This window comes from Terriglobia bacterium (assembly GCA_020072845.1).
GTDB lineage: Bacteria > Acidobacteriota > Terriglobia > Terriglobales > Acidobacteriaceae > JAIQGF01.
The window spans coordinates 89,045-111,289 of record JAIQGF010000008.1 but is presented as its reverse complement, the minus strand read 5'-3'; the positions used below and the strand labels follow the sequence as shown (position 1 = coordinate 111,289).

Annotated in this window: 25 protein-coding genes and 1 tRNA gene; 16 read left to right on the top strand and 10 right to left on the bottom strand. The window is 61.2% G+C overall.

Annotation, left to right across the window (positions count from 1 at the left end):
* The first annotated feature begins 113 nt into the window (after nucleotides 1-113).
* The 3 genes from LAN70_08120 to LAN70_08110 all read left to right on the top strand — a co-directional run bounded on the left by LAN70_08120 (nucleotide 114) and on the right by LAN70_08110 (nucleotide 3,821).
* The gene (locus tag LAN70_08120) at nucleotides 114-578 is read left to right on the top strand and encodes a heavy metal-responsive transcriptional regulator (protein ID MBZ5511123.1); all 465 of its coding nucleotides are present in this window, start codon (nucleotides 114-116) and stop codon (nucleotides 576-578) included.
* Nucleotides 575-3,223, top strand: a complete 2,649-nt coding sequence (locus LAN70_08115; protein ID MBZ5511122.1) for a heavy metal translocating P-type ATPase — start codon at nucleotides 575-577, stop codon at nucleotides 3,221-3,223. Before LAN70_08120 ends, LAN70_08115 begins: the two co-directional genes overlap by 4 nt.
* A gap of 88 nt (nucleotides 3,224-3,311) precedes the next feature.
* Nucleotides 3,312-3,821 carry a hypothetical protein gene (locus LAN70_08110; protein MBZ5511121.1) on the top strand — a complete coding sequence of 170 codons (510 nt, stop codon included), beginning with the start codon at nucleotides 3,312-3,314 and terminating at the stop codon, nucleotides 3,819-3,821.
* Nucleotides 3,822-3,920: 99 nt separating this feature from the next.
* Here LAN70_08110 and LAN70_08105 read toward each other — a convergent pair whose 3' ends face one another.
* Entirely contained in the window at nucleotides 3,921-4,442 is a 522-nt protein-coding gene (locus tag LAN70_08105; GenBank protein ID MBZ5511120.1) for a TlpA family protein disulfide reductase, read from the bottom strand.
* A 105-nt stretch (nucleotides 4,443-4,547) separates the two neighbouring features.
* Between LAN70_08105 and LAN70_08100 the strand changes: the two genes are divergently transcribed.
* The 6 genes from LAN70_08100 (at nucleotide 4,548) to LAN70_08075 (ending at nucleotide 7,947) form a co-directional block, all read left to right on the top strand.
* Nucleotides 4,548-5,408, top strand: a complete 861-nt coding sequence (locus LAN70_08100; protein MBZ5511119.1) for a glycosyltransferase — start codon at nucleotides 4,548-4,550, stop codon at nucleotides 5,406-5,408.
* 18 nt (nucleotides 5,409-5,426) lie between these two features.
* Nucleotides 5,427-5,630: a hypothetical protein gene (locus tag LAN70_08095; GenBank protein MBZ5511118.1), complete on the top strand. Its 204-nt coding sequence runs from the start codon at nucleotides 5,427-5,429 to the stop codon at nucleotides 5,628-5,630.
* Nucleotides 5,631-5,645: 15 nt separating this feature from the next.
* The gene (locus LAN70_08090; GenBank protein ID MBZ5511117.1) at nucleotides 5,646-6,056 is read left to right on the top strand and encodes a 6-carboxytetrahydropterin synthase; all 411 of its coding nucleotides are present in this window, start codon (nucleotides 5,646-5,648) and stop codon (nucleotides 6,054-6,056) included.
* The gene (locus LAN70_08085; protein ID MBZ5511116.1) at nucleotides 6,053-6,475 is read left to right on the top strand and encodes a 6-carboxytetrahydropterin synthase; all 423 of its coding nucleotides are present in this window, start codon (nucleotides 6,053-6,055) and stop codon (nucleotides 6,473-6,475) included. The genes LAN70_08090 and LAN70_08085 overlap by 4 nt, the downstream gene beginning before the upstream one ends.
* A 16-nt stretch (nucleotides 6,476-6,491) precedes the next feature.
* Nucleotides 6,492-7,097: a GTP cyclohydrolase I FolE gene (gene folE, locus LAN70_08080; protein ID MBZ5511115.1), complete on the top strand. Its 606-nt coding sequence runs from the start codon at nucleotides 6,492-6,494 to the stop codon at nucleotides 7,095-7,097.
* Nucleotides 7,098-7,188: 91 nt separating this feature from the next.
* Entirely contained in the window at nucleotides 7,189-7,947 is a 759-nt protein-coding gene (locus LAN70_08075) for an SDR family oxidoreductase (GenBank protein MBZ5511114.1), read from the top strand.
* A 99-nt stretch (nucleotides 7,948-8,046) separates the two neighbouring features.
* Here the strand turns inward: LAN70_08075 and LAN70_08070 are convergent, their stop codons facing one another.
* Nucleotides 8,047-8,748, bottom strand: coding sequence for a rhomboid family intramembrane serine protease (locus LAN70_08070; protein MBZ5511113.1), 702 nt, complete (start codon nucleotides 8,746-8,748; stop codon nucleotides 8,047-8,049).
* 65 nt (nucleotides 8,749-8,813) lie between these two features.
* Between LAN70_08070 and truB the strand changes: the two genes are divergently transcribed.
* The gene (truB, locus tag LAN70_08065; protein MBZ5511112.1) at nucleotides 8,814-9,692 is read left to right on the top strand and encodes a tRNA pseudouridine(55) synthase TruB; all 879 of its coding nucleotides are present in this window, start codon (nucleotides 8,814-8,816) and stop codon (nucleotides 9,690-9,692) included.
* Nucleotides 9,693-10,266: 574 nt separating this feature from the next.
* Here truB and LAN70_08060 read toward each other — a convergent pair.
* The 6 genes from LAN70_08060 to LAN70_08035 form a co-directional block, all read right to left on the bottom strand.
* Entirely contained in the window at nucleotides 10,267-10,494 is a 228-nt protein-coding gene (locus tag LAN70_08060) for an AbrB/MazE/SpoVT family DNA-binding domain-containing protein (GenBank protein MBZ5511111.1), read from the bottom strand.
* Between the two features lie 33 nt (nucleotides 10,495-10,527).
* On the bottom strand, nucleotides 10,528-10,839 hold the full coding sequence (locus LAN70_08055; GenBank protein ID MBZ5511110.1) for a hypothetical protein: 312 nt from the start codon (nucleotides 10,837-10,839) through the stop codon (nucleotides 10,528-10,530).
* An 82-nt stretch (nucleotides 10,840-10,921) separates the two neighbouring features.
* Entirely contained in the window at nucleotides 10,922-11,407 is a 486-nt protein-coding gene (locus LAN70_08050; GenBank protein ID MBZ5511109.1) for a bifunctional nuclease family protein, read from the bottom strand.
* 17 nt (nucleotides 11,408-11,424) lie between these two features.
* Nucleotides 11,425-12,750 (bottom strand): tRNA (N6-isopentenyl adenosine(37)-C2)-methylthiotransferase MiaB, encoded by a 1,326-nt coding sequence (gene miaB / locus LAN70_08045; GenBank protein ID MBZ5511108.1) that lies wholly within the window; start codon nucleotides 12,748-12,750, stop codon nucleotides 11,425-11,427.
* A gap of 36 nt (nucleotides 12,751-12,786) precedes the next feature.
* Entirely contained in the window at nucleotides 12,787-13,353 is a 567-nt protein-coding gene (gene pdxT / locus LAN70_08040) for a pyridoxal 5'-phosphate synthase glutaminase subunit PdxT (protein ID MBZ5511107.1), read from the bottom strand.
* 13 nt (nucleotides 13,354-13,366) lie between these two features.
* Entirely contained in the window at nucleotides 13,367-14,323 is a 957-nt protein-coding gene (locus tag LAN70_08035) for a deoxyhypusine synthase family protein (GenBank protein ID MBZ5511106.1), read from the bottom strand.
* Nucleotides 14,324-14,878: 555 nt separating this feature from the next.
* Between LAN70_08035 and LAN70_08030 the strand changes: the two genes are divergently transcribed.
* From LAN70_08030 to LAN70_08020, 3 genes are all read left to right on the top strand, one after another.
* Nucleotides 14,879-15,808 carry a carbon-nitrogen hydrolase gene (locus LAN70_08030; GenBank protein ID MBZ5511105.1) on the top strand — a complete coding sequence of 310 codons (930 nt, stop codon included), beginning with the start codon at nucleotides 14,879-14,881 and terminating at the stop codon, nucleotides 15,806-15,808.
* A gap of 139 nt (nucleotides 15,809-15,947) precedes the next feature.
* Nucleotides 15,948-17,081, top strand: coding sequence for an agmatine deiminase family protein (locus LAN70_08025; GenBank protein MBZ5511104.1), 1,134 nt, complete (start codon nucleotides 15,948-15,950; stop codon nucleotides 17,079-17,081).
* A 399-nt stretch (nucleotides 17,082-17,480) separates the two neighbouring features.
* Nucleotides 17,481-18,722: a hypothetical protein gene (locus LAN70_08020; protein ID MBZ5511103.1), complete on the top strand. Its 1,242-nt coding sequence runs from the start codon at nucleotides 17,481-17,483 to the stop codon at nucleotides 18,720-18,722.
* A gap of 50 nt (nucleotides 18,723-18,772) precedes the next feature.
* Here LAN70_08020 and LAN70_08015 read toward each other — a convergent pair whose 3' ends face one another.
* Nucleotides 18,773-19,228: an NADH-quinone oxidoreductase subunit I gene (locus LAN70_08015; GenBank protein ID MBZ5511102.1), complete on the bottom strand. Its 456-nt coding sequence runs from the start codon at nucleotides 19,226-19,228 to the stop codon at nucleotides 18,773-18,775.
* Between the two features lie 204 nt (nucleotides 19,229-19,432).
* Between LAN70_08015 and tadA the strand changes: the two genes are divergently transcribed.
* The 3 genes from tadA (at nucleotide 19,433) to LAN70_08000 (ending at nucleotide 22,084) form a co-directional block, all read left to right on the top strand.
* Nucleotides 19,433-19,879, top strand: a complete 447-nt coding sequence (gene tadA, locus LAN70_08010; GenBank protein ID MBZ5511101.1) for a tRNA adenosine(34) deaminase TadA — start codon at nucleotides 19,433-19,435, stop codon at nucleotides 19,877-19,879.
* A 49-nt stretch (nucleotides 19,880-19,928) separates the two neighbouring features.
* On the top strand, nucleotides 19,929-21,203 hold the full coding sequence (locus LAN70_08005) for an amidohydrolase family protein (GenBank protein MBZ5511100.1): 1,275 nt from the start codon (nucleotides 19,929-19,931) through the stop codon (nucleotides 21,201-21,203).
* A 632-nt stretch (nucleotides 21,204-21,835) separates the two neighbouring features.
* The gene (locus LAN70_08000; GenBank protein MBZ5511099.1) at nucleotides 21,836-22,084 is read left to right on the top strand and encodes a hypothetical protein; all 249 of its coding nucleotides are present in this window, start codon (nucleotides 21,836-21,838) and stop codon (nucleotides 22,082-22,084) included.
* A gap of 55 nt (nucleotides 22,085-22,139) precedes the next feature.
* Here LAN70_08000 and LAN70_07995 read toward each other — a convergent pair.
* Nucleotides 22,140-22,229, bottom strand: a tRNA-Ser gene (locus tag LAN70_07995).
* Nucleotides 22,230-22,245 lie beyond the last annotated feature (16 nt).

The following is a 22,245-nucleotide window of genomic DNA, read 5'->3' as shown; positions in this document are numbered from 1 at the left end:
TTTCAGGGAATGAGTGCCTTTACGATGAACCCCACTATAGCAGGGGCCAGGGGTGACAAAACTGCCGGAACCGCTTGACCTTGCACCTTACTATAAGGTTTAGACTTGGTGACATGAAGATCGGCGAGTTGGCCCAGGAACTTGGCATCAGTGCACAGGCGGTCCGCTTCTACGAACGCGCCGGCTTGCTGCACGAACCCGAACGCACCCCCTCCGGCTATCGCGTGTACAGCGCGGCCGAGCTGAAGCGCGTGCGCTTCATCCGCAAGGCGAAAGAGCTGGGATTCTCGCTGACCGAGATCGGCAACATTCTTCGCATGCACGATGCGGGGCAGGTGCCTTGCGCTCAGGTGATGGCCATCGCGGAGCGGCATCTGCGGGAGACGGACGCGGAGATCCGGCGTTTGCGGCGCTTTCGCGCCGAATTGTCGAATGCGCTGGGCCGCTGGAAACGAACACCTGCGCGCGCTGTCACCGGCAATGCCATCTGCGAGTTGATCGAGCGCACCCTGGATGACAATCACTGGAAACCGAAACGCGGCGCGGCCCAGCACGCCCGCGGGAATGGACGCGCATGAACGACCCTGCGCTGGTGAAAGATCCGGTTTGCGGCATGAGCGTGGATCCCGCTCGCGCCAAGGCGACAGCAGAGCACCAGGGCCGCACCTATTACTTCTGCTGCCCGGGATGTGCCCGAAAGTTTACGGCCGAGCCACAGAAATACTTGCAGAACCCTGCAGGTCTGGTCAGCCTGGGAGCTCCGGCGGCCGCGCGGCCTTCCGGGCTGGTGAGCATCGGCGGGCCGAAACCTGCGCCGGTGGCAGCGCCGGAGCGCGATCCGGTCTGCGGGATGATGGTGGATCCGGCGCACGCGTCGGGTAAAGCCGAGTACCAGGGCAAGTCTTACTACTTCTGCAATCCACGATGCGAGCAGCGCTTTCGCGCCGAGCCGGAAAAATACCTGGCGCCGAAGCCCGCGCCGGCCGCCGCGCCTCCGGCCAAAGCAGGTGAAAAGCAAGTCTACATTTGCCCCATGGATCCGGAAGTGCGCCAGCAGGGACCGGGCGCGTGTCCCAAGTGCGGCATGGCGCTTGAGCCGGAAACGATTGCCGCCCCCGCCACCCGGACCGAGTGGGTGTGCCCGATGCACCCGGAGATCGTGCGCCAGGAGCCGGGCGCGTGCCCGGTCTGCGGCATGGCATTGGAGCCCCGCACCATCGCCGCGGCGGAGCCGGAGAATCCCGAACTGCGCGACATGACGCGCCGCTTCTGGGCCAGCCTGGCACTCACCATCCCGCTCCTCGCGATCGCCATGGGCCACATGGCGCCCTCGCTGAAGCACGCGTTTCCGCGCTGGATGCTGACCTGGGGCGAGCTGGCACTGGCAACTCCGGTCGTCCTGTGGGCGGGATGGCCCTTCTTCCAGCGCGCGTGGACGTCGGTGAAAAACCGTCACGCCAACATGTTCACACTGATCGGCATCGGCGTGGGCGTTGCCTATGGGTACAGCGTGGTGGCGACGATTGCGCCGGGAATTTTCCCGGAAGCGTTCCGCGAACACGGCATTGTCGATGTTTATTACGAGGCGGCCGCGGCCATTACCACGCTGGTGCTTCTCGGGCAGGTGCTGGAACTGCGCGCCCGCAGCCGCACGTCGCAGGCGATTCGCGCGTTACTCGATCTCGCGCCCAAGACGGCGCGGCGCATCAACCCCGACGGCGCCGAAACCGACATTCCCATTGACCAGGTACAGCCCGGCGATCGGCTGCGGGTGCGGCCCGGCGAAAAAATACCGGTGGACGGCGTCGTGACGGAAGGCGCCAGCGCCGTGGACGAATCCATGATTACCGGCGAACCGATGCCGGCGGAGAAGAGTGCCGGCGCGCGCGTGATCGGCGCCACCATCAACGCCCAGGGGTCGTTCGTCATGCGCGCCGAGCGCGTGGGCAGCGAAACGTTGCTGGCGCAGATTGTGCGCATGGTCGCCGAAGCGCAGCGCAGCCGCGCGCCCATTCAGCGCATCGCCGACCGCGTCTCCGGCTACTTTGTCCCGGCGGTAATCTCGGCGGCCGCCATCACCTTTGTCGCGTGGGCAGCCCTGGGCCCACAACCGCGCCTGGCGTATGCGCTGGTGAATGCCGTCGCCGTTCTGATCATTGCCTGCCCGTGTGCGCTGGGCCTGGCCACGCCGATCGCTATCATGGTCGCGACTGGACGCGGAGCCTCTGCCGGCGTCCTGATCAAGAACGCCGAGGCGCTGGAGATTCTGGAAAAAGTGGACACGCTGGTCGTGGACAAGACCGGAACATTGACCGAGGGCAAGCCCAAGGTGACCGGAGTCTCACCGATTGGCGAAATGCGGGAGGATGAACTGCTTCGACTGGTTGCGGCCGCTGAGCGTGGAAGCGAACACCCGCTGGCCAGCGCAATCGTCAGCGCCGCCGAAAAGCGCGGCATCCCTATTCCTGCCGCCAAGAATTTCGAAGCTCTCACAGGTAAAGGTTTGCAGGCCGTCATTGAGGGCAGGGAAGTCGTGCTTGGAAATCGCACATTGATGCAGGAGCGTGCGGCGATTTTCCCGTCTGACCCGGAGCATTGGTCGGCTCCTGAGGAGACGGTGATTTATGTGTCTGTGGATGGCAAGGCCGCCGGTCGCATCCTCATTGCGGACCCGATCAAGAGTTCCACTCCGGAGGCGATTCGCGCCCTGCATGCAGAAGGCGTGCGCATCGTGATGCTGACCGGCGACAGCCACCAGACTGCCGAGGCGGTGGCGCGCCAACTGGGAATTGACGAGTTCGAAGCCGACGTGCTGCCGGAGCGGAAGTTGGAAATTGTGAAGCGGTTGCAGGCGCAGGGACACGTGGTGGCCATGGCTGGCGACGGCATTAACGACGCGCCCGCGCTGGCGCAGGCCAATGTCGGCATCGCCATGGGTACGGGGACGGATGTGGCCATGGAAGCGGGCGGGATTACACTGGTCAAGGGCGACCTGCGCGGCATGGTGCGGGCGCGGCGGCTGAGCCGGGCGACCTTGCGCATCATTCGCCAGAACCTGTTCTTCGCGTTTGTCTATAACTCGCTGGGCGTGCCGATCGCGGCGGGCGTTCTGTATCCGTTCTTCGGAATCCTGCTCAGCCCGATTATCGCCGCGGCGGCAATGAGCTTCAGCTCGGTGTCGGTGATTTCCAACTCGCTGCGGCTGCGGAAGGTGAGGCTGTAGACTTAACAAGTGATATAGGCTGTTATCACTCGTTGAGTCGGAGCATAATCTGTTGCTCGCATCTTGGGACTTGTTCTGGAGCGCAATCATGCTGACATTAGTAAGGAAGCCGTCGGTATTATTCATCTGTTTTGCCGCGGCCGCTTTCGCGGCTACAAAGCCCGACTTCTCTGGCACGTATACCGCTCAGCAGAAGAACGACAGCAAATCGACTGCCGCGTCCGTTGTATTGCGCGTTGTACAGAGTGATTCGGCAGTGGAAGTCACACGAGTTAACGGCGACAAATCGACCACCAATCGTTTCCCGCTCGACGGTAGCGAGGGCGATTACACAACAGAAACGGGCGTGCGCGGCAAATGCAAAGCGCACGTGAAGAACGAGACTCTCGTGCTGGAGTCGTTGGTCGCTTCACCTGGGCGTACGGATAGGCCATCTATCCGCTTTCACACTACTGAGCAGTGGCAACTCTCCCTGGACAGAAATACATTGACCATCAAAACCGACATTAAATCGCCTGACATGCCACCTGATGTAATGGCTGCGGCATTTCCGAACAATCCACGGACGGAGAAGTACCAGCGTACTGACAAACCATAGTTGTCGTGAAATCCCCTTATCACAAGTTACGCGGGGGGCAGGCAAGGGCTGCCACTGTAGGAAGGTATTCATTTAGAGCTGCGTCTCAGGCCCGAATCCTTACATCTTGCTCAGATACGACACAATCTCCGGCTGCGTCCAGTTCACCGGTCCGATGAACTTGCGGCGCACCACGCCCTGGCGGTCAATGATGTAGGTTTCGGGATACTTGAAGGTGCCATACAACGAGTTTGATTTCTGGTTGGGATCGCGGACCGAGAGCAGGTCAACCCCATGGTCCTTGAGGAACTTGTTGTACGCGTTTTCGTCCACGTCCACGCTGACCGCCAGCACGGTCACGCCTTTGTCGTGCAGCCGCGACTGCATCTGCACCAGCGACGGCATTTCATCGACGCACGGCGGACACCACGTCGCCCAGAAATTCAGCACTACCACCTTGCCCTTGAGATCGTGCAGGGCGACCGTGCGGGTGGAGTCCTGGATCGCGAAGTCGGGCGCGGCTTCGCCAATGCGCGGCGGCCGCGAGCCGCTGTAACAGCCGGTCAGCAACGTCAGTCCGAGAACGATGATGGAGAGCCGCTTCACGTTTTTATGATACTCGATGAGGCTTACGGTCAGCATCATGCCACCGCACGCGGGTTGGTGACGGTGATCACGATCACAGCGGTTGACCCTGCCCAGGAACGCACAACCTGCGCCCGCAACCTATAATTGCATCCTGAGCCTGTGACAGCGCTGACCACAACGGAAGGGCCGGCCGTGTCGGTGATCGTGCCGGCGCGCAACGAAGAAGCCTGCCTGGGCGCGTGCCTGGACTCGCTGCTGGCGCAAACCGGCGTGGATTTCGAAATTATTGTGGTCGATGACCACTCCACCGATGGCACGCGCACGATTGCCGCGTCGCGCTCGGGTATGCGTGTGATCGAGGCCGGTCCGCTCGGCGAGGGCTGCTCGGGAAAATGCAATGCCGCACAGGCGGGAGCCGATGTCGCGCGCGGCGCGTGGCTCCTGTTCACCGACGCCGATACCGTGCACCTTCCCGGATCGCTGGAACGCAGCCTGCGCGAGGCGCGCGAGCACCAGGTTGCCCTGCTCTCGTATTCTCCCGCGCAGGAAGTTCATGGGCTCATGGAAAACGCCGTCATGCCGGTGATCTATGCGGAATTGGCGGCAACCTATCGCCCGAAAGACGTTTGCGACCCTGCATCCCCCGTAGCGGCAGCCAACGGACAATACCTGCTGATCGCGCGTGCCGCCTACGCCGCAGTCGGAGGGCACGCCGCTTTCAGCTACACTTTGCTGGAAGACGTTGCCCTGGCAAGAGCAGTCAAGCGTAGCGGGCGGAAATTGCGCTTTCGTTTCGGCGGCGACGCGGTGCGCACCCGCATGTATCGCACTTGGCACGACCTGCGTGACGGCTGGACCAAGAACCTGGCGCTGCTGTTTCCCCAGACATTGCGACTGGCGGCGATCCGCGGCATCGAATTCCTGCTCGCTGCCGGCGGCATTGGCGCCGTGGTCGCAGGCCTCGCCACCGGGCATTACGTTCTGTTCGGGGCGGGCGCGGTGGTCGCGGTGCCGACCTGAGCGCTGTTCCTCCGCCGGGTGCGGAAGGCGCATTTCGGGCCGCTGGCGACCATGCTGTCGCCCCTCGGACTGCCGGTGTTCGTGTTCCTCCTGCTGCGCTCGCAACTGCATACCCGGTGGAGAAAGCAGGTACGGTGGAAAGACCGGACATATCGTCCTGCGACAGAAACGCCGGAAATGCGACAATACAAGGGCGAAGCCACCGCCGCCGAGCGGCGCTGAGACGAGAAGGAGAGCATGGTTTACCTGACGCGCAAGTGCGAGTTTTCCGCGGCGCACTATTATCACAACCCGGAGTTCTCGCCGGAGGAGAACCGGCGCATCTTCGGCAAGTGCAACAACCCCAACGGCCACGGCCATAATTACACCCTGGAAGTCACGGTGAAGGGCGAAGTGGATCCGCGCTCCGGCTTCGTGCTGGACCTGAAGGAGTTGAAGGACACGCTGGAGCGCGAAGTGCTGAGCGCGCTGGACCACCGCTTCCTCAACAAGGAAGTCCCGGAGTTCCGCGACCGCATTCCGACCACGGAGAACCTGGCAATCGCCATCTGGGAGCGCCTGCACAGCAAGCTGAACGTGGCGCAATTGCACCGCGTCCGCGTGTTCGAGACGCCGGATTTGTTCGTGGATTTTTACGGAGAGAAATGAAGGCACACCTCACCCGGCGCTACCGGTTTGCGGCTTCGCACCGGCTGCACAGCGACCAGATGTCGGCGGAAGAAAACCGCGCCACCTACGGCAAGTGCAATAACCCGTACGGCCACGGTCACAATTACGCGCTGGAAGTCACGGTCAGCGGTGCAGTGGATGCGGGCACGGGCATGGTGTGCAACCTGTCGGATCTGGACGGCTTCATGGAGAGCGAAATCCTGGCGCGCTATGAGCACGTGAACCTCAATACGCTGCCGGAATTCAGCCATCGCGTGCCCACTACAGAAAATCTTTGCGTGGAAATCTACGAAATATTGCAGCGCGGCTTTCACCAGGCCCATCTGGAAAAGGTAAGGATGGAAGAGACGATGATGAACTCCTTCGAATATGCCGGAGGAGCCGAGGTGCGTCATTAGCGCGAAGAAGGGACCCATGACACAAGTTGCGGAAGCTACCACGCTGGCCGGCGCCAGCTACGCCGATCTGGTGCGCGAGATGCTGGCGCGGCTCGGCGAAAACCCCGATCGTGAAGGGCTGCAGCGCACGCCGGAGCGGGTGCAGCGCGCCATGGAATTTCTTACCAGGGGATACCACGAAGACGCCGAGACCATGCTCAAGAGCGCCCTGTTCACCGTCAACTACGACGAGATGGTGATCGTCAAAGACATCGAGATGTTCAGCCTGTGCGAGCATCACCTGCTGCCGTTTTTCGGCAAGGTGCACATCGCCTACGTGCCCAACGGGAAAGTAATCGGCCTGAGCAAGTTGCCGCGGCTGGTGGAAATCTTCTCGCGCCGTCTGCAGGTGCAGGAACGCATGACCACGCAAATCGCGGAAACCATTCAGCGCGTCGTCGAACCCCAGGGCGTGGGCGTGGTGGTGGAGGCGCGCCACCTCTGCATGATGATGCGCGGCGTGGAGAAGCAGCACTCCGCCGCCGTCACCTCGGCGATGCTCGGCGCCTTCCGCGAGGAGCACGAAACGCGGGAGGAGTTCCTCTCGCTGATCCGGGCGAAGGCGGGGAACGGCAGCTTTTAACGGCAGTTTCAAGTTTCAGTTTCAGTTTCAGGTAAGCAGCCGGTCGGAAGTCGACCGGCCTTTTTGTTGTCGTCATGTATGCTTCCATGCGATGAATCCAACGAATCCAGCACCGAAAGATGCGGGTGACGCGCTCGTCGGCAAAGTGGCCGTTGTCACCGGCGCCAGCCGCGGCATTGGCCGCGCCATCGCCAATGCGCTGGTGGACGCGCGATGCACGGTTATCGCCGCTTCGCGGACCATGTCAGCAGTGCGGAAGAAATCCGCTTCCCGGCCACCGAAAAGCGATACCCGATTGCCGATAATCGAGATCCGCTGCGACGTCCGCGACGAGGGTTCAGTCGCGCTGCTGTTCGCCACAGTGAGGAGCCAGTTTGACCACGTGGACATCCTGATCAACAACGCCGGCACGGCGCACGCGCTGCAGAACATTCAGGACATGCCGCTGGAAATCTGGCGGAAGGTCCTGGATACAAACCTGACCGGAATGTTTCTGTGCACGCAGGCCGCGCTGCCGCTGATGCGCGCCGGAGCGGTGATCGTCAATAATCTGTCGGTCGCGGCGCGCGGCGTATTCCCGGGCGAGTCGGCCTATTGCGCCTCCAAACACGGCGCGCTCGGCTTCACCGACACGCTGCGCGCAGAGGTGCGCGGTCGCGGCATTCGTGTCATCTCGCTTCTGCCCGGCCCCACCGCCACCAACATCTGGAACCAGTTCATGCCGGAAGCGCCGCGGGACAAGATGCTGTCGCCGGAGACGGTGGCGCGCGCCGTCATCGCCGCCATTTCTCTGCCGGAAAGCGCGGCAGTTGAGGAATTGAGGATCGGACCGGTCGCCGGAAATTTGTAATTTGCAATTTGTAATTTGTAATTTCTTGCCCGGGGACAAGCCAGGGGGCGACCCAAACGTTTCAGCAATTACAAATTACCAATTACCAATTGCAAATTCCTACGCGTCGTAGCGGAAGCGCCGGCGCTGGGAAGGGAAGAGCTTGATCATGGCGATGCCGGCGACGAATCCTCCTACGTGCGCCCAAAATGCGATCCCGCCGCCGGTCTGACTGGAGTAGGCGATCGAGGTGGCGGCGCCGCTCAGGAACTGCACCATGAACCAGTAGCCGAGCACGATCCATGCCGGCAGCCAGAGGAAGAAGACGAACAGGAAGGGAACCAGCGTCAGCACGCGCGCCGAGGGGAACAGGACGAAGTAGGCGCCCATGACTCCGGCGATGGCGCCGCTGGCGCCCACGCTGGGGATGTGCGAGGTCGCATTAAAGAAGGTGTGGACCAGCGTCGCCGCCACACCCGACAGCAGGTAGAAAACCAGGTAGCCAAAATGACCCAGGTGGTCCTCAACGTTGTCGCCGAAGATGTACAGCACCCACATGTTGGAAATCAGGTGCAGCCACGACGCATGCATGAACATGGCGGTCAGCACCGGGATAAACGCCATCGCGGCGGTCACCGAATGCGAGCCGCTGATCAAGGCGGTCACGCGGTAAGGATGAAAGCCGAAGACGTTGACCACCTGCTGTGCGGGCGCGGGCACACCCAGCCACATGCATAGGAACACCAAAGTGTTGAGCGCAAGCAGAAAATAGTTGACGTAGGGCGTACTGTAGCGCGGGGCGTCGTCCTTGAGGGGAATCATGGAACTGAGCGGCGACCCCTGGGTTGACCGGACCGCCGTCCCGCCTTCACGATAACAGAGACACCATGAACGGGGTACTGGTTATAGACAAACCGGCGGGCATGACGTCGCACGACGTTGTCAACCGCGTGCGCCGCCTGCTGCAGGAGCGCTCGGTTGGGCACCTGGGCACGCTCGATCCCATGGCGACCGGCGTGCTCCCGCTGCTACTGGGAAAACTGACCCGCCTGGCACAGTTCTACACCGGCGCTGAAAAAATTTATGAAGGCCAAATCCGCTTTGGCTTTGCCACGGACACCTACGACGCCGAGGGTGAGCCCGCCGGTCCGCCGCAGATAGTTCAAGTAACACTTGAAGTGGTGCGCGAGGTAGCCGCGAAGTTCCGCGGCGAGATCGAGCAAACCCCGCCGCCGTTTTCCGCCAAGAAAATCCAGGGCGTTCCGGCTTACAAGCTGGCGCGCAAGAAGCAGGAAGTAACGCTGGAGCCGGTGCGGGTAGAGATCAAGGAATTTGAAATCCTGACGTTCGATGGGGAACTGGCCGGTTTCCGCGCGCGCGTGTCCGCCGGGACCTACCTGCGGTCGGTGGCGCATGAGATGGGGCAACAGCTCGGAGTGGGCGCCCACCTCGCGGCCCTGCGGCGCACCGGAGTGGGCGAGTTTACAGAAGCAGATGCCTGCACGCTGGAACAGGTGGAGGCGGCCGCAGCATCGGACGAACTCGAAAAGCTGATGATCCACCTGCGCCGGATTTTGCCGACATTTCCATCCGTCACTGCCGATGAAATCAACGCCAACCGCATCCGTCACGGGCAGGCAGTCAACCTGCCGGAAATGTCACGCGCGCCGTTGGTGAAGGTGTTTGCCGGGCAAGCAGAGTTGGTCGCCATCGCCAGCCGGGTGGCGGGCACGCTGTTTCATCCCAAGGTTGTGCTGGTGGGATGACTCCAGATAAGCGAGAAACGAATGAGAGTCGAAAATTACGGTCCTGCAGTAAACGGTTTGCTAAAGGATTTCGCCGACCTGTTGCACGAGCGTGACCGTTTAACCGTGCAACTAACTGAACGCCTCGCAGCGATACGTGCGATTTGTCGGGTTCCGGGCGAGAAGGGGCCGAAGCCGCCCGACATATCGACAATGGAAGAGCGCATTTGGCAGCCAAGGCCCAGTTTGAGTTACGCCATCGAGAGTCTCCTGCGAAACTCTGCGCACTCTTGGACGCCTGTTCAAGTGCGGGACGCTTTGTTAGAGCGAGGCTACGATCTAAGGAAGTACTCATTCGCCATGGCCGCGGTGCATACTACGTTGAAGGCTCTCGTCGCGCGCGGCTCGGTTTACAGGGAAGTGCTCGCCGACGATTCGAAGTTGTATTGGTGGCGAGGGAGAGCCGCAGACGGGCAGACCAGGCTATAAGTGTAATGTCCGATAAGAAGTATTATGTAAAACAAAAAATCGAGCCAGCAAACATGCGGCTCCTCGTGCCTCCGGAGTGCGCGTTCAGGTCAGGACGTTCCCTTTTCTATTCGATTTCGCGATCCGGGTCGCGCTCAACATCTGGCGGCAGATCAAGCCCCTTCAAGATCCCGCGCAGGGCAAGTATCCCGTCCTCGTGAATGGGGCGGATCACGATGCCGCTCGCGGTGGATTCGAACTGCACGCGCGATCCCCCCTTGATGCGGTACTTTCGGCGCAAGTCCGCAGGAATGATTAAACGGCCGTTAGGGCCGACTACACCTTCGCGATCCATGCTTTTTATAATAACGCCTCGAAACAGTAAAGCTCAGGCCTTCGGCGCCAGCAAATCCTCCAACTCCTGCCGGAATTGGCGCAGCGCCTCCAGCCTCTCCGGCGTGGCCTCCAGCGTTTCCGATTTAGCCCGAAAGACTTGCCGCCCTGCCTCGTCCACCAGTACGCCCATCACTTCCCCCATGCGCCAGCCGGGCGTGCCGATCATCGTGAGCCCGCCAGGAGTGGCTTCCAGCAGCGCGATGCACTCGCCGCGCACCACTCCCACAGCCTTGGGAAAGCGATCGAATGTCTGGAGTTCAAATCCGGCGAGGTAGATGCGCTGGAGCTGTTCGGCAGAATCCATAAAGCGAGTGGTCAGTGGCTAGTGGTCAGTGGCCAGCGAGAACGTCTGCCTGACTGGGCACTGGCCACTGACCACTGGCCACTTACATCTTGTAGCGCCCCAGGTCCTCGTCTCCCAGGTTCTCCAGCCATTTGCGGAGTTCTTCCTGGGAAACGCGGTCGGAGACGGCGCTGGCCATGCGCGAGGTTTTCAGCACCTCGTCTTCGACAAAAATCGGGCAATCCACTCGCAGGGCCAGGGCAAGCGCGTCCGACGGGCGCGAGTCGATGGAGATAATCTGCCCGTCGCGCTCCACCCAGATGATGGCGAAGAAAGTGTCGTCCCTCAGTTCATTGACCACCACCTTGCGGACGCTGGCGTCCAGCCCGGTCAGGAGGTTTTTCAGCAGGTCGTGGGTCATCGGCCGCGGCGTGGTGACCTTCTCGATTTCCAGGGCGATGGCATTGGCCTCGTAGATTCCGACCCAGATCGGCAGCACCGCATCGCCGCCGACGTCCTTCAGGATCACGATGGGCATGTTGGTTACCGGGTCCATCATCAAGCCCCGAATTTTCATCTCGACTTCCATCGTGCCCCTCCGAATACTCAGGCCATCTCCCCCAATAAGCTGTTGGGAAACGTCGCCGTAACGCGCACCGGCACATATTGGCCGACCCGCGGTTCTTCGCCTCCGCCTGTCGTGAAGTTTAGCACCTTGTGTTGCGACGTGCGCCCGATCCACTGGCTGCGCGCCGGGTTCCGGCCCTCGACCATCACTTCCAGCGCTTCGCCCAGGTGGCGCTGGTTCGCCGCCAGTGAAATTTCCTTCTGCCGCGCGTTCAGCAAAGCCAGGCGCAGGGTTTTCTCCTCTTCCGGAATGCTGTCAATGTAGGTCAGCGCCGGCGTATTCGGCCGCGGCGAATACTTGAAGGAAAAAATTGCGTCGTATTCCACCTGCTGGAGCAGCGTGAGCGTCTCCTCAAAATCCGCTTCCGTTTCGCCCGGGAAACCGACGATGACGTCGGAGGTGATGCTGATCCGGCGCCGTGCCGCCTTCATCCACGCGATTCGCTCCAGGTACTGATCGCGCGTGTACAGCCGCTTCATCAACTGGAGCACGCGCGTGGACCCGCTCTGCACCGGCAGATGGACGTGGTCGCAGAGCGTCGGCACGGCATCGATGGCGTCCACGATGTCCTTGCCGAAATCGCGCGGATGGGAGGTAGTGAACCAGACCCGGCGCACTCCGCCGATCTCGCCGACCGCTACAAGCAGATCGGCAAATGTCTTTTTTTCAGATGGATCGCGGTAAGAGTTCACGTTTTGGCCGAGCAATTGGATTTCCGTGAAACCCTGGTCGGCCATCTTGCGCGCCTCCGCCAGCACCGAGTCCGAGGTGCGGCTGCGCTCTTTGCCGCGGGTGAAGGGAACCACGCAGTAGGCGCAGAACTTGTCGCAGCCTTCGATGATGGTGATGTACCCGCGATACGGGTTGCTGCGGGCGGTGTACTCGGTCTCGAAGGTCTGATCGGTTTCGCGGTCGTCCAGGCCGGTGACGCGCGACTTCCCTGCCTCGATCTGCACCAGCATTTCCGGCAGATTGCGGTACGACGCCGACCCGCATACCAGCGACACATGCGGCGCGCGCTCGAAAATTTTCTCGCCCTCCTGCTGCGCCACGCATCCCAGCACGCCGAATTTCTTGCCCTGCTTCCGGAGAGCCTTGTAGTCGGCCAGGCGATGGAACACCTTCTGCTCCGCTTTGTCGCGGATGGAGCAGGTGTTGTACAGCACCAGGTCGGCGGCCTGGACGGTCTCCACCTGGCGGTAGCCCTGGGCGATGAGCGTGCCGATCACCTTTTCGGAGTCGTGCACGTTCATCTGGCAGCCGAAGGTTTCCAGGTAAAACGTTTTCTCGGGAACAACTGACATTCTGTTGAGTATAAACGACGGCAGCGCGGGAGAGGTCTATCCGCCGTTACGCACCAGATCAAGAAAGTACTGGTGGACGCGCTTGTCGTCCGAGAGTTCGGGGTGGAAGGTCGCGGCCAGGACTCTTCCCTGCCGGATCAGTACGGGATCGTTCCCTTCCCTGGCCAGCACCTCAACTTTGGGGCCGACGTTTTCGAACTTCGGCGCGCGAATGAAAACCATTTCCAGGGGCTCCGGCCCCAGCTCCGACGCGCCGTGGCGAATCGAGCTGTTCACCTGCCGGCCGTAGGCGTTGCGCTTGATGCTGACGTCCAGCGCACCCAGGCCGGGCTGCGGCGGATTGTCCACGTCGTGCGCCAGCAGGATCGCCCCGGCGCAGGTGCCGAAGGTCGGCTTCGCCCGCACAAATTCCTGGAGCTTCTGAAATCCTTTTTCGCCGAGCAGCTTGAGAAACGTGGTGGACTCGCCGCCCGGGATGACGAGCGCCTCCACGTCGTCCAACTGCTCCGGCTTTCTTACCAGGACAACCTCGGTGCCCAGCTCTTGCAGGCGCCGCCGGTGCGCGTCGAAATCGCCCTGTAATGCCAACACGCCGATTTTCATGGTTACCGCAATTTTAGCGCGCCGGAAGCCTGGAGCCCGAAGCCTGAAGCCTCTCCAGGACCGCGCCGACCACCAACGGCAGTCCGATGGTGGCGTCGACGAACACCTCGGCAAATTTTCCGCCTTCTTCCGGCGGCACGAACTTGCCCCACGACACCGCCTCGGTATAGGGGCTGCCCGACAGCCCGCCCCAGTACACCGGCTCCGGGCAGATACGCACTCCGTAGTGAAAGCGCTTCAGCGGCACGTCCTCGCCGCCGCGCCGGTGCCGCAACTCCAGGTACGGTCCCAACTGCTGCGTCCAGTTGCGCGGCACTCCGCCGCCGATGGTGAATACGCCCATGCGCGGCGATGCCAGCATGGTGTCGGCGTACTTGTCCACGTCTTCGAAGGGATCGTAACGCAGCTTCGTCCTTTTCTGCTTCGCGCGCATGCGGTTATGCAGCGCAAGATCGAGCCCCAGCTCGGAATCGGTGAACGCGGGGACAAACACCGGAACATTTTTTTCATACGCCGATTTCAAGATTCCCCGTCCCTTCACGTGCTTGCTCAAATGCTCGCCGATGGCGCGATTCAGCTTCCACGAGCACAGTGTCTCGTCGGCGTTCCACTGGTCCAGGATGGGCGCGACGATGCGCTCCACCTGATCGAGATTCTGCTCCGGCTCCAGCGTGTCGTAGACGCGGTTGTAGCCCGCCTCGTAGAGCTCGACATCGTTCATCTTCGGATCGTAGATGTAGTGCGAGCGCCCGATGCCCTCCACCAGCCCGTGCGCCATCAGCGCGCCGGTGGACACCAGCGCGCGCACGATGCCGCGGTCGATGAGCTCGGCGATGACCAGTCCCTGCTTCGCCACCGTCATCGCGCCGGCCAGCGTCATCACCACCAGGCACTCTTTATCGCGCGCCATGGCTTCGAGCACGTCGGCGGCGTCGCCAACTTGCCGCGCCGTAAACGCGGTGCGCCCCATCGCCGTGACGAGGTCGTTGATGCTGTGGATGCGGCCCAGATCCAGCGGCTCCAGCGGAACCAGGTGGTCCTCTTCCGGCGTGTGCAGCCGCCGGTCAATGCCGGCGCCTTGCGGCGAGTGCGCGTGATCCTTTTTTTCGTGCCCGTGCTTGCGCTTCAATCCTTCACCTCAACAGAATCTTGGCCGCAGATCAATGCGGAGGAACGCTGATCGCGAAACAGCCAAAGTAAATCGCGCTGCACATTGACGTCAACGTCTCGCAGAACTAGGTAGTGGGTCAGTTCGAGATCAGCCGCGCAAGCCTTCGATATTCCCACGCGAACCCTAGTACAAAACCAGCCGCGAATAGGAACCAGGTCAGTGGAGACCTAACCGAGATCGGATCCCAAGCGAGAGTACCAGCGTTACGAGCGAATGACAGGAGTGACACGGCTGCAATGGCCACGAATATTGCGAAACAGAGAAGAGCAACTGCACACAGCAGACCAACGCCAACGCTCTTGAGCCAGATCATGCCACTACCCCAGCCGCATTATGCTCCTAACTCGCTCTGTTATGCTGTCACGTTACGGAGGAAAATTGTCCGCTCCCGAGCAGTTTCGCGTCGGCTTGATTCAGATGTCGTGCTCTCCCGACCCGGAAAAAAATCTTGAGCACGCCGTGGACATGGTGCGCGACGCCGCCGGACGCGGGGCGCAGGTGGTGTGCCTGCCGGAATTGTTCCTCACGCAATATTTCTGCCAGCGCGAAGACGCGTCGCTGTTCGATCTTGCCGAACCGATCCCCGGCCCCACCACCACGCGCCTGTCGCAGCTCGCCCGGCAGCAGAAGGTCGTTCTGATCGCGTCCCTGTTCGAAAAGCGCGCGCCGGGCGTGTATCACAACACCGCCGCCGTGCTCGACGCCGACGGCAAGCTCACCGGCATCTACCGCAAGATGCACATCCCCGACGATCCTCTCTACTACGAAAAATTCTATTTCACTCCCGGAGATCTCGGTTACCGCGCCTTCGACACCGCGGTGGGGCGCATCGGCACGCTCGTCTGCTGGGACCAGTGGTATCCGGAGGGAGCGCGCCTCACCGCGCTCAGCGGCGCGCACGTCCTGTTTTATCCAACCGCCATCGGCTGGCATCCGGCGGAGAAAGCGGAACACGGGCAGGTTCAGCAGGACGCCTGGCGCACGATCCAGCGAAGTCACGCAATCGCCAACGGGGTGTATGTCGCGGCCGTCAACCGCGTCGGGCACGAAACCGGTAACATTCGAGGCAAGCAGACTCCCGGCGCCGGCCTGGACTTCTGGGGCACGTCGTTTCTTTGCGACCCGTTCGGCACGGTGATTGCCGAGGCATCGCCGGACCGCGAGGAGATCCTGATCGGCGAGGTGAATCTGCGCAAGCTCGAGGAGGTGCGCCGCAACTGGCCCTTCCTGCGCGACCGCCGCATCGACAGCTACGCGCCGATTACGAACCGGCTGCTGGATTAGCCACAGAGGACACAGAGGAGAAGAAAGAGTTGGGAAGATTTTCTTCGGACTTCAAAGTTACGTCCCAGGTGCGAGACTGCTCTCCATTCGTAAATACATTCAGATTCAGTTTTCCTTCCTCTGTGTCCTCTGTGGCTAAATGTGCTGGTCGGAGCTCGCGTTGAACACAAGGCAAAACACGCCCGCCGCGCTCGGCTACCGCATGCCTGCCGAGTGGGAGCCGCACGCCTCCACCTGGCTGGGGTGGCCGCACAACCGCACCGACTGGCCCGGAAAGTTTCCGCCTATTCGCTGGGTTTACGCCGAAATCGTCCGCCATCTCGCGCGCGTCGAGCGGGTGGACATCATCGTCGAAGATGCCGCCGCCGAAGCCGGGGCGCGCAACGTCCTGGAGCGCGCCAACGCCCTGCGTGAAACCATCCGCTTCCACCGCTGGCGCACCAACCGCGGCTGGACGCGGGACTTTGCGCCGATTCTCGTCAAGCGCGATGCCGAACGCGATCCGATCGCCGCCGTCAATTTCCGCTTCAACGCCTGGGCCAAGTATCCCGACTGGCCGCTCGACCAACGCGCGTCCGAGCAAATGGTGCGTTACCTGAAGTTCCCAACGTGGGCGCCAGCTTGCGCGATTGCAAGTTCGCACCCGTCGCGCCGGAAGCCTGCAGCCGGTAGCCTGAAGCCTGTTGTTCTCGAGGGTGGCTCCATCGACGTCAATGGCCGCGGCCTGCTGCTCACCACGGAAGAATGTCTGCTCAGCGAAACGCAGCAGCGCAATCCCGGGCTGACGCGCCGTGACCTGGAGCGCGTCTTCGCCGATTATCTTGGGATCGAAAAAGTTCTCTGGCTGGAGCGCGGTATCGCCGGCGACGACACCCACGGGCACATTGACGACCTGGCCCGCTTCGTCTCGCCCGACACGATTGTCACCGCTGTCGAGGGCAACCGCGACGACATCAACCACGAGCCGCTGGCTAACAATCTTCAGCGCCTGCGCGCCGCGACCGACCAGCGCGGCCGCCGGCTTAACATCGTCGAGCTTCCCCTGCCCGCGCCAGTGATCTTCCGCGGACGCCGCCTGCCCGCCAGCTACGCCAACTTCTACATCGCTAACCGCTGCGTTCTGGTGCCTGTATTCAATGATCCCAACGACCGGCGCGCGCTCAACATCCTGGCCGACCTATTCCCCGACCGCGAGATCATTCCCATCTGCTGCGGCGATCTGATCTGGGGCCTGGGCGCCATTCACTGCATGACCATGCAGCAGCCGGCGTGATCGCTGCGGAAGGATGAGCGCGTCGGTAGTGGGCTGTTTTGAAAGTGGCATGGCGCGGGAGAGAGTTATGCGATTTATCGTGGGCAAGTGGTACGAAACGGAACGTTCAGATTCACCACTGAATTACGTATTCTGCGTGCTCGAAATTGGTGATGGCCCTTGGATTAGAGTCAGAATCACAAGCTACGTAGGGGGCGTCACCGATTCCGAAGACCTTGATAATCTGGACTTCTCTGAGGAGTGGATCAATACAGACCACTTCGTCAACTGCGCCGAAACGGAAGAACCTTGGTAGTACGTCGCCGCAAAACTCAAAACAGCCCACAACGCGTCCGGTCCGCGTTTACAACTGTGGTACGATGTACTCTGGGCCACAAGTACTAAACGTGGAGCAGACTCATGGTGGACTCTGAGGAAGTAAAACCCACTTCGTCCAATACTCAAGATGTAGGCAAGCCTGGCGCTAAGCAGAAAAAACGGCGGAGGCGCCGGGCTAAGCGAAACGGTTCGCGCGAAAAAGCGCCGGGTCAAGGCCGGAGAACTAGGAGTTTCCCGGCGGGCACGTTTGAAGAAGCGTTAGTGATTGCGCAGGCCATTCAGCAGTTCGCAGCAGGTCAGAAGGTCCGAAGATTAACTCTGTTTGATAACCTGAAAAAAGCACCCGATAGCGGACCAAGCCGACAACTCGTAACGAACTCTTCAAAGTATGGTCTCACCATCGGCGGATACCAAGCTGAGCATCTGGAACTCACTCCGGAAGGCCGGCTGGCCACAAGTTCTGATGCAACGCCAGCGGACCGCCTCAAGGCTCGGATTAAACTTGCGATCGAGAACATTCCTCCCTTCAAACAACTTTATGACCACTTCAAGGGGAATAAGCTCCCCGCATTACCAGTGATGCGTGATTTCCTGCTCGATAAGGGTTACGCGAAGGACGAAGTGGCCGAATGCGTTGACACTTTCATTGTGAACGCGAAGTTCTTGGGGCTACTGCGGACAGTTTCAGGAGCAGAACGGATCCTTCCCGTTGAACATGTGCTCGAAGAGATGCCGCGCTCGACCGACATCACAAAGCTGACCGGCGCACCGATTGCTCTGACTCCCGCGGCGGGAAAGCCTGCATCGGTGGACACAGCGGACTGGGCGAAGGTGTGCTTCTACATCACACCTATCGGGGAACCCGAATCTGAGCAGCGCAAACACTCTGATCTGTTCCTCTCGTCAATCATTGAGCGAGCAGTTGAAGTATTCGGGTTGCGCGTAATCAGGGCCGATCAGATAGGCAAACCTGGCATGATTAGCCGGCAGGTAATCGAGCATGTGGTGAAATCTCGACTCGTCATCGCCGATCTATCATTCCATAATCCTAACGTTTTTTACGAACTGTCGCTTCGCCACGCGTGCCGTCTTCCAACCGTGCAGGTGATTCGGTCAAGCGATAACATCCCCTTTGACTTGGACCAATTCCGCACGGTAAAAATTGACACGGCCAGCATCTACACTCTCGTGCCACAACTCGAAACATACAAGTCTGAGATTGCCAGCCAGGTCCGGCGTGCGCTGGAAGATCCTGACGTCGACAATCCCCTCACAGTTTTTTATCCTGGTCTCCGCGTAACCTTCCCGAATGGACAGCAATAAACAAAAACGCCGCGCAATGCGCGGCGTCCCTGACTCCCGACTACTGACTACTATCTTTCGTACTTCACCGGCTGTGGCCCCTGCTCCAGCGTTTGGCGGTCCCAGATGGCGCCCTCGCGGGTGTAGCTGGCCAGCTCGAAATCCTGGGTCAGTTCCAAGCAGTCGGTGGGACAGGCGTCTTCGCACAGCCCGCAGAACATGCACCGGCTGGTGTCGTAGGTAAAGGTCGTAAGCTCTTTGCGGCGCGTGTTGGGGTTGCGCTCGGCGCTGACCACGATCAGATGCTCCGGGCACGCTACCGCGCACAAGTCGCAGGCAATGCACAAGGTCTCGCCCGTGTCCGCGTTGACGTTCAAGCGCGGCGCCCCACGGTAGCGCTCGGCCACCTGCGGACGCTCGAGCGGATATTGCTCGGTGTAGACCTCTTTGGGGTTCTGGTAAAGAAACGTTACCTTCAACCCCTTGATCAGGTCCACCATCAGAACTTTGTTTAATGCGGTTTTCAGGCTCACGCTGGAATGGATGACCTCACCCGGAGAATCGTCGCAGGATTAGTGTAATCCACAGCCATGGCGGCGCGCCACCGGCTCATTGGTGATTCAGTGATTTGTGATTTGCGAATTAGTGATCTGCTGGTGGCACGCCGAATCACCAAATTCGCTTAATGGCTTAATCACTCCGTGTCCTCTGTGGTGAAATAGGCTCTGCAAATGACCGACGAACTATACATGGAGCAAGCCCTGCGCGAAGCCGCTCGCGCCCAAGCCTTGGGTGAAGTGCCGGTTGGGGCGATCGTGGTTTGCGATGGCAGAATCATCGGCCGCGGCTGCAACCGCAATCTGGCCGACTCCGATCCCAGCGCGCACGCGGAAATTGTCGCTCTCCGCGAAGCCGGCCGGGCGGTTGCCAACCACCGCCTGCCCGAGTGCGAAATGTTTGTCACCATCGAACCCTGCGCCATGTGCGCCGGGGCGCTGGTGCATGCGCGTCTGAAGCGGCTGGTCTATGGCGCTGATGATCCCAAGGCCGGCGCCGTCCACTCCGTTATCTCCGTTCTCAACCATCCTCAACTGAACCACCAGATGGAAGTCACCGGCGGGGTGCTCGCCGCCCGCTGCCAGGAGTTGCTGCAGGACTTCTTTCGGTCCCGCCGGTAATTCGTGTTGTCCGAATTCTCGGACCCGCGTCGGTTACAATCTTCGCGCTATGAAAACTCGACTCGCTGCTCTTCTCCTGAGTCTGCTCACCGGCGCCGCATCTGCTCAAGTCGCCCCCGGCGCTGTGCACTGCGGCCGCTTGCTCGACGTGCGCAGCGGACGCGTGCTCACCAACCAGCTTGTTGCCTACGACAGCACAGGAGTAATCACTTCGGTCGGACCCGCCGGCCCATCCGTGCCGGCAATCGATTTGTCGAAGGCAACCTGCCTGCCGGGGTTGATTGACGTCCATACGCACCTCACCAGCGACGCGATGACGCACGGCTACCGCGCATTGGGCATCTCCATTCCGCGCGAAGCCACCATCGGCGTGAGAAATGCCCGGGTGACGTTGCGTGCCGGCTTCACCACCGTCCGCAACGTCGGCGCCGATGGCTTCACCGACGTCGCCGTGCGGGATGCTGTGAATGCCGGCGAGGTCGAAGGCCCGCGCATGATGGTTTCCGGCCCTGCGCTCGGCATCACCGGCGGCCATTGTGACGACAATCTTCTGCCCTTCGAATACCACCGCACCTCCGAAGGCGTTGCCGACGGCCCCTGGGCGGCGCGCCAGAAGGTGCGCGAAGTCATCAAGTACGGCGCCGACGTCATCAAGATCTGCGCTTCCGGCGGCGTGCTCAGCAAGGGTGACCAGGCGGCCGCCCCGCAGTACACGCTGGAGGAAATGCAGGCCATCGCCGCCGAAGCCCACAAACTCGGCCGCAAGGTCGCCGCGCACGCCCACGGCGCCGAATCCATCCGCGACGCCATCCGCGCCGGCATTGACTCCATCGAGCACTCCAGCCTGATTGACGACGAAGGTATCCGGCTGGCGAAGGAGCATGGCACGTATCTTGTCTTCGACATTTACAACGACGACTACATTCTCGCCATGGGCGAAAAGGCCGGGATGCTGCCGGAATCCATCGAAAAGGAACGACAGATCGGACGGCTGCAGCGCGAGAACTTCCGCAAGGCATTCCAGGCGGGAGCGAAGATGGCCTTCGGCACCGATGCCGGCGTCTATCCCCACGGCGACAATGCCCGGCAATTCGCCAAGATGGTGGAGTGGGGGATGAAGCCGCTGGATGCGATTCAGGCTGCCACCATCCATGCCGCTGACCTGCTCGGCTGGAGCGACCAGGTCGGGACGCTGGAAAAAGGCCGCTACGCCGACCTGATCGCCGTGGACGGCGATCCACTCACCGACGTCAAGGTGCTGGAAAACGTCCGCTTCGTGATGAAGGGTGGCGAGGTGGTGCGCAACGATATTCCGCGGCGGTGATAGTAGAGAACACCTCGCCTCGTCCAATGCGAATGGCGGTATAGTCAACGCCGTCACCGAGCACGACGCGGCCTGCGGCGGATTTCTAGATAGTCAGGAGGTGGCCTCACGGGCAAGACGGCGCCACCGCCTGATTCCGTCGTCGCGCACCGACAATACCCCAACTCTAAAGCGTCCACTGCGGCTTCCCGGCCTGACGGGGCTCCACAATTGGTCACCCTCGATTGACAAAATTTGCCACTGGCAGGGATTGGTAACATTCCTTCGCAATCTTGAGTCTCTATCCCCTATAGACTGGGCCGATTAGACAGCTTCTACCTCCGGTAACTTTGGTATTTCAGCTGCACCTGAACCAGGGTTGCCGCCGCTCTCGCCGCTAACCCGAGGTGTGGGTGAGGTGGCCTTATGTGGATAGAAAAAATCCGTCACGGAGTGCTCGAGGTCCAGAGCGAGAATGGCCTGCGCTATGTGCGTCCCTCGCTAGGTGAGCGGATCCGCCTCCTGTGGACGTTCCGCAACTTCCAGCTGCTGCCCCATCAGGTGCTGAACCAACGGGAATTGGCGTTGGTGGCGGGGCTGCTCGAAAGCGGCAAGTTCCAACACAACGGAGACTGCCGGATCGGGATCATCGAGTGGCCGGCTCCGCCTTCTCCACCGCGACCGGCCCAGTCGTCGCCAAAGCAAGCGGTCCGCTCCGCACCGACTACAAAATCTTCGCCTGCCGCTTTGACCCCAGTGACCAACGCTCGAACGCGAAGCAAAGCACGCCGCGCGAAGAAGCGTGCTCCAGGCCCGGTGGCTTTGTCGAGCGCCACCGGTACTCCCCAGCCTTGTCCGGCGAGACCTCGATGAATACCGCCCGTATTCTGCGTGCCCCCTAGGCCTCTCACTGTTGCCAGTCGGCCAATCGGGAAACGCCTTCAACAAGAAAAGATCTGGCGGAGAGGGAGGGATTCGAACCCCCGATACCCGTCAAGGTATGTCCGCTTTCGAGGCGGATCGTTTCAACCACTCACGCACCTCTCCGCGCCAACAGGAAGGA

What these genes read in the sequence shown, in the direction of transcription:
- LAN70_08110 (MBZ5511121.1), top strand. Translation starts at nt 3,312, where the DNA reads ATGCTGACATTAGTAAGGAAGCCGTCGGTATTATTCATCTGTTTTGCC.
- LAN70_08115 (MBZ5511122.1), top strand. Translation starts at nt 575, where the DNA reads ATGAACGACCCTGCGCTGGTGAAAGATCCGGTTTGCGGCATGAGCGTG.
- pdxT (MBZ5511107.1), bottom strand. Translation starts at nt 13,353, where the DNA reads ATGAAAATCGGCGTGTTGGCATTACAGGGCGATTTCGACGCGCACCGG.
- LAN70_08050 (MBZ5511109.1), bottom strand. Translation starts at nt 11,407, where the DNA reads ATGGAAGTCGAGATGAAAATTCGGGGCTTGATGATGGACCCGGTAACC.
- LAN70_08035 (MBZ5511106.1), bottom strand. Translation starts at nt 14,323, where the DNA reads ATGGGGCGCACCGCGTTTACGGCGCGGCAAGTTGGCGACGCCGCCGAC.
- LAN70_08085 (MBZ5511116.1), top strand. Translation starts at nt 6,053, where the DNA reads ATGAAGGCACACCTCACCCGGCGCTACCGGTTTGCGGCTTCGCACCGG.
- LAN70_08055 (MBZ5511110.1), bottom strand. Translation starts at nt 10,839, where the DNA reads ATGGATTCTGCCGAACAGCTCCAGCGCATCTACCTCGCCGGATTTGAA.
- tadA (MBZ5511101.1), top strand. Translation starts at nt 19,433, where the DNA reads ATGACCGACGAACTATACATGGAGCAAGCCCTGCGCGAAGCCGCTCGC.
- LAN70_08025 (MBZ5511104.1), top strand. Translation starts at nt 15,948, where the DNA reads ATGTGCTGGTCGGAGCTCGCGTTGAACACAAGGCAAAACACGCCCGCC.
- LAN70_08105 (MBZ5511120.1), bottom strand. Translation starts at nt 4,442, where the DNA reads ATGCTGACCGTAAGCCTCATCGAGTATCATAAAAACGTGAAGCGGCTC.
- LAN70_08030 (MBZ5511105.1), top strand. Translation starts at nt 14,879, where the DNA reads ATGCTGTCACGTTACGGAGGAAAATTGTCCGCTCCCGAGCAGTTTCGC.
- LAN70_08070 (MBZ5511113.1), bottom strand. Translation starts at nt 8,748, where the DNA reads ATGATTCCCCTCAAGGACGACGCCCCGCGCTACAGTACGCCCTACGTC.
- LAN70_08020 (MBZ5511103.1), top strand. Translation starts at nt 17,481, where the DNA reads ATGGTGGACTCTGAGGAAGTAAAACCCACTTCGTCCAATACTCAAGAT.
- miaB (MBZ5511108.1), bottom strand. Translation starts at nt 12,750, where the DNA reads ATGTCAGTTGTTCCCGAGAAAACGTTTTACCTGGAAACCTTCGGCTGC.
- LAN70_08060 (MBZ5511111.1), bottom strand. Translation starts at nt 10,494, where the DNA reads ATGGATCGCGAAGGTGTAGTCGGCCCTAACGGCCGTTTAATCATTCCT.
- LAN70_08005 (MBZ5511100.1), top strand. Translation starts at nt 19,929, where the DNA reads ATGAAAACTCGACTCGCTGCTCTTCTCCTGAGTCTGCTCACCGGCGCC.
- LAN70_08120 (MBZ5511123.1), top strand. Translation starts at nt 114, where the DNA reads ATGAAGATCGGCGAGTTGGCCCAGGAACTTGGCATCAGTGCACAGGCG.
- truB (MBZ5511112.1), top strand. Translation starts at nt 8,814, where the DNA reads ATGAACGGGGTACTGGTTATAGACAAACCGGCGGGCATGACGTCGCAC.
- folE (MBZ5511115.1), top strand. Translation starts at nt 6,492, where the DNA reads ATGACACAAGTTGCGGAAGCTACCACGCTGGCCGGCGCCAGCTACGCC.
- LAN70_08090 (MBZ5511117.1), top strand. Translation starts at nt 5,646, where the DNA reads ATGGTTTACCTGACGCGCAAGTGCGAGTTTTCCGCGGCGCACTATTAT.
- LAN70_08075 (MBZ5511114.1), top strand. Translation starts at nt 7,189, where the DNA reads ATGAATCCAACGAATCCAGCACCGAAAGATGCGGGTGACGCGCTCGTC.